This is a genomic window from Asticcacaulis sp. (assembly GCF_027484505.1).
In the GTDB taxonomy this organism is placed as follows: Bacteria; Pseudomonadota; Alphaproteobacteria; order Caulobacterales; family Caulobacteraceae; genus Asticcacaulis.
Genome location: NZ_JAIXSV010000096.1, coordinates 1 through 5,152 on the forward strand (window position 1 = coordinate 1; position 5,152 = coordinate 5,152).

Here is a 5,152-nt window from a genome sequence, read left to right on the forward strand (position 1 = left end):
CAAAGCGTTATGAGTCTACGGCCTAAACGGACGTGTCGCGCTGTTTGGTGGAAATCTCCTTCTTGATGGGTTCAGGAACAATAATGCGGCTTATGCCGCAGTAGCTGATCTTTATCTGTCCGGCGGCACAATTCAGTTGCGTAATGGTACGGCCGTTAGTGACGCCACGACCGCAGATACCCTTTGGCTTTTTACTCCGACCTCAGGTCAGACGAATTCCATTGATATCTCAGGAGGGGCGTTTCAGGCCTATTCATCGGGGATATCGAGGACAGTAGCGGGCAACATTACAAATGCTACCCCCGGACAGATTACGGTCAATCTGACGGGCAACTTAGATCTTTCAAGAAGTTACTTTTTTGCGGCGTCATGGCCGGGGCGTGCGGGCGATGTCACCATCCGTGCGGCCAACATGTCGCTTGATCAAAGTTATATCAACACCATGGCGGGTACTTACGATGGAGGTACGATACGCCTTGATCTGAGCGGCAACCTCTCTCTAACCAATTCCAGTCGCTTGGTCGCGCATGCACCGGTGGCCAGCGCCGTTAACAACTATCAAAACACCTATAACCCTGCGGCTCCCGGCAATGCCGGGTCGATTGTTGTAAATGCAGGCGGCCAAATTTCGCTTACAAATGGGTCCTATATGAGTGTGTCGTCGGACGTGGCAAGCGGTACGGTACCACGTTTAACCGGCAGTGCGCCCTATATGAGTGTGTTATCGAACATAGCAGCGGGTGACGCTCCAACGGGGCGGGCCGGGTCTATCACGCTCAATGCGGCCTCTCTCTTAATGACCGGAAGCGACATCAGTTTTGGGGCCCGCAGCGGGCAACGCGCCGGTGGGATGCTCTCGATTACCACGACCGGAAATATTGATCTGACCGGTACATCAGCCGCCACCAATACCAATTTCAATACGACCTTCGCCACTCTGGACGGGCGATCAGGCACGGGTACAGGCGGAACTCTGAATATTAATGCGGGTGGGCAGATCAATCTGACCAATGCGTCGATCAATGTAAATAATCGTTCCGGTGGAACCGGAGGCATTATCAATATCCGAGCCGGCAGCCTTACGTCTGTGAACAGTAGTTTTTCATTTGCAGGCAATGGTGGCGTTTTTTTATGGACTGCGGGGTCTGTAGGGGGCTCTGGGGGCTCTTTTATACTTAATACAGTTGGTGACGTTACAATCAGAGGCATAGGGCCAAATTCTTCGGGAGAGGGCCGTGAAACCCTTGACGGCTCAGGATGGGATGACCCTGCTCCGGATGGCCTAAATCCCGGCGGGCGTGGCGGCAATCTACTGTTCAATGTTGGCGGCAATCTCAGCTTCTTCGATACTGAGATGGATATGGGAGGGGACACCACCGGCGGTAATGCTATTTTTAATGTCGGCCAGACCTACACCAGCCGCTCATCATCCCTCTTCAACCAGGGCGGTAACATCTCGATTACGGCCAATCGCATTGATCTGATGGCTAGCGGTTTTATGCGGCTGGACGTTGGTGGCACCAACAATTCCGGCGGTCAAATTCTTTTGCAAGCGCCGTTGATTAACATTGGTATGGATCGTGATCTCGATCCTGATGATGCGGCCATGCTGCAAGGGGGGGCGGGGACTCGCATTATTGTGAGGGCGAATACGCTCAATCTGGGGGCCGGTGCCCTGATCAGCAGCGATGTAAGCACGACACCTTATGAAGAGGTCTACCGCTTCAAAAACAGTGGCAGTACAGAGCTTTACGCCAATACGCTCAATATGGCGTCAGGGGCGATTATCGAGAGTATTGCCCCTGAAGGTCGGGCCGGAGATATTGCCATCGGCGCCACGGTGCTAAACATGACCGGCGGCAGGGTGTCCACGCGCGGTCAGTCGGGCGGCATCATCCGGGTCGGGGTGGATGAGCAGATGTGGTTGCGGGGCGGCAGTATAAGCTCCACGATCGCCCAGTCTGCCAATGGCACCGATGGGGGCACCGATGGGAATGTCTATATCGGTCTGACGCTCACTGAACCGCAGTTTGCCAGTGGCGCTTGCGACAGCGTCTGTCAGGCCTATTGGCCCTTCTCGACGGAATGGACGCCCGGTACGCGATCCGGCATTCCCACCCGCTACGACTATAGCGCGGCCGATCTGAGGGCGGCCAATGCCGTTGGTCAGGTGATCTTCGGCTTTGGCGGCGGGCCATCCCCCGAACAACTCGCTCTGCCCCCGCAAGAGGTGGCGGACACAGACACCAGCTCGCCGCCCGTCTATATGAGTGCGTTTGATCGTACCCCGCCTACGCGATGCGAAATCGAAGACGCCAGACTCCGCGGCGGAAACACCTTCTCACTGGCGGCCCGCCTATCCGGGATAGATCTCAGAGGCCGCCTGCGACCGGAACGTTACGAGGGCAGGGGGCCAGAAGATCAGCGCGTAGCCTGCGTCGAGACCCCCTCAGCCTATGGCGCTCGAAACGCAGCATCGGTTTCCGAGGGGCGCAGATGAAGATATCTCTTTCATTGGGCGTAAGTCTCTCTTCGGTTGCCATGGGGGTAAGTCTGGTGGCCGGGCCGGCCATGGCGCAATTGCACCCGGAGCAATCCGTTAGTCCCTTGCCGGGTACGCGGGTGGAAGCGCCCGGACCGCGCACGCCGGACGTGTTTGAGCTTCCCGTGTCGCCCGAAGTGCCGCTTTCCTCATTGCGCAAAGGAAATGAGGGCCCGAGTTTCAACCTGAGCCAGATTACAGTTTCTGAAAAGACGCCCAAGGGGCTGAAACCGATCCTCACCGAAGCAGAGATCGAGACCATTGTATCCCCCTATCGCAACAGGTCGGTCACCCTGGGTGAAGTCGCGCTGCTGCGTGACCTTTTGACTCAAAAGGTCATCGCCAAGGGCTATATTACGTCGGGTGCAGAAATTGAAAACCTCGATATCGCGGCGGGGGCCCTGAAGCTCGAACTGGTCCGGGGACAGCTGACGTCGGTCGTTGCCAAAGACTATGGCTATCTGTCTTCGCAATATATTACCGCGCGGTTTGCCGGCAAAAATGGTAATACGATCAAGGCGGAAGATCTGCAAAGCCAATACCAGCTTCTGCTTGAAGATCGCAATATTGCGGCACTGAACGCCGTGCTCAAACCGGGTGATCGCCGTGGCGAGGCCATACTCGAAATCGACTCTTTAAAGCTCAAACCTCGCCACGAACTCACTGTTTTTGTGGCGAGCGACCGCTCTCCATCGATAGGCGCAACGCGGGCCGGGATGCGGGGACGGACGGCGAGTCTGATGAGCACCGGGGATGAACTGTCCGGTGAAATCGGCCAGACCGAAGGCATGACCGATGCGCGTCTGAACTATTCCGTGCCGCTCAGGCCCAATGGCCTGCAATTCAACCTGTTTGTTCAGGGGTCAAAGGCCGATATCATCGAAGAACCGCTCAACGCGCTCGATGCGGCCAGTTCAAGTTTTTACTACGGTGGCGGGCTGAGTGTGCCGCTTATCCGCAAGCCGACGCGCAGTCTGGTGCTAAATACTACCGTTGATCGTCTCAGGGTGAAGACAGAACTTTTGGGCGTTCCGTTCAGTTTTTCACCGGGGGCCGTGGACGGCGTTACTGAATATTCGACGGCGCGCAGCCATCTCGTTTACGCCGCCTATGGACGCAGGCAGTCTGTGGTGGCCGGTTTGAGTTTAACGCGCGGGCTTTCGGCCCAAAACGGCACTCGGGATATTGACATTCATTTTACCAAGCTGAATGCGTCGATTGAATATTTAAAGATTCTTACCGTTACAGATCAGCGCCTGATCTTGCGGGCGCAGGTGCAACAGACGTCTGACCGGCTGTTTTCGACGGAGATGTTGTCTATTGGCGGGACGGATACGGTTCGCGGCTTCAGACAGAACAGCCTGATCGGACCCAAGGGTTACACCGCCTCGGTTGAATACCAGATACCCGCTTCGGATATCATCAAAACCAAATTGCCGCGCAATCATCCTTTTTCGCCTTCGCGAATGCGCGCGGGTTTATTTGCCGATACGGGGCATGTTGATCCTCTGCCCGGCGCTGCCGGCGCTATGCGGGAAAACCTGTCAGCTGTTGGGGCACGGCTTATCTGGTCGCCTACGGAGCACTTGCTGATGGCCGGGCATGTCGCCAAACGGCTGGGCAACGGGGTGGCCACAGGCAACTATCAGGATGAGGGTTTTGGCTTTAATCTTAGCTATCGGTTCTGATGATGAAGCGGGCTGACATATGGCGCCTGTGGCTTTTACGACTGGTGGCGGCCTGTCTGGCGACGCTTATTGCCTTTGGAGCAAGCCAATGGCTTCCGCAGGTCATCGATACCCCGCATCTTGGCCTGAACCTGCGCGCGAAGCTGCTGGCTGAGCGGCCTGATCACGTCAGTGACGACGTCAGTTTGGTGCGAATTTCCGACGCCGCCCTTATCGGGCGCCCTTACAGTATTCCACTGGATCGCGCTTATCTGGCAGATGTCATAGCCGCCACCGCCGCCTACGGTCCCGGACTGATACTGGTCGATTTCGTCTTTGATCGTCCTACGGAGCCCAAAAAGGATATCCGGCTTATTGAAACACTGGACGGGGTCCGCACACCGCTGGCTCTGGCCTTCCTCGAAGGGCGCGCGGGCGGTGCCAAGGGCAAGGCGGTCAATGCGCGGATCGCGGCCTGTAAACAGGCTCTGCTATCCGGAGCCACCCGCTGTCGCGATTTTCAGGACACATTTATCGCGCGCACTGTGCTGATGAATCCGAACAAAGCTCTGAGAGGCTATGGATTTCCGACACTTTTTGAATCAAAGGAATCCGAGGCGCCCGGTTTTGTGGCCTCCTACATCCCGCAAAGCGAACCGGGTGGCCCCTGCAGTCTTTCTGATCTGGCGGGTTACCCCGATTTAAAGTGTCGGTTTTCACAAGGGCGGCTTATTGCCTGGCAATTACCTCCCAAAGACAGCAGCCGTATCTTTCCGGTTGTCGATTCCCCGGCCTTACTGGGCATAGCCCGCAAAGGCCCTCAGCTTAGCTGCGATCCTAAAATGCCGAAGCCGGTTTTACCGGCTGGGGCAAGTATTGAGGAAAAACTGCGCACAGAGCAACTCTATTGCCGCGTTGTCATTATCGGCGGAGATTTTCTGGG

At 56.4% G+C, this 5,152-nt stretch carries 3 protein-coding genes; all 3 read left to right on the forward strand.

Going from position 1 to position 5,152, the window contains the following annotated elements; all coding sequences use genetic code 11:
- Window positions 1–136 precede the first annotated feature (136 nt).
- A complete protein-coding gene (locus Q0072_RS05780; protein ID WP_298327024.1) occupies window positions 137–2,500 on the forward strand; it encodes a hypothetical protein in 2,364 nt (787 codons plus the stop codon).
- Window positions 2,501–2,667: 167 nt separating this feature from the next.
- On the forward strand, window positions 2,668–4,230 hold the full coding sequence (locus Q0072_RS05785; RefSeq protein WP_298327027.1) for a ShlB/FhaC/HecB family hemolysin secretion/activation protein: 1,563 nt from the start codon (window positions 2,668–2,670) through the stop codon (window positions 4,228–4,230).
- 2 nt (window positions 4,231–4,232) lie between these two features.
- Window positions 4,233–5,152: CHASE2 domain-containing protein (locus Q0072_RS05790; protein ID WP_298327030.1), on the forward strand; the 920-nt coding region annotated here is incomplete at its 3' end.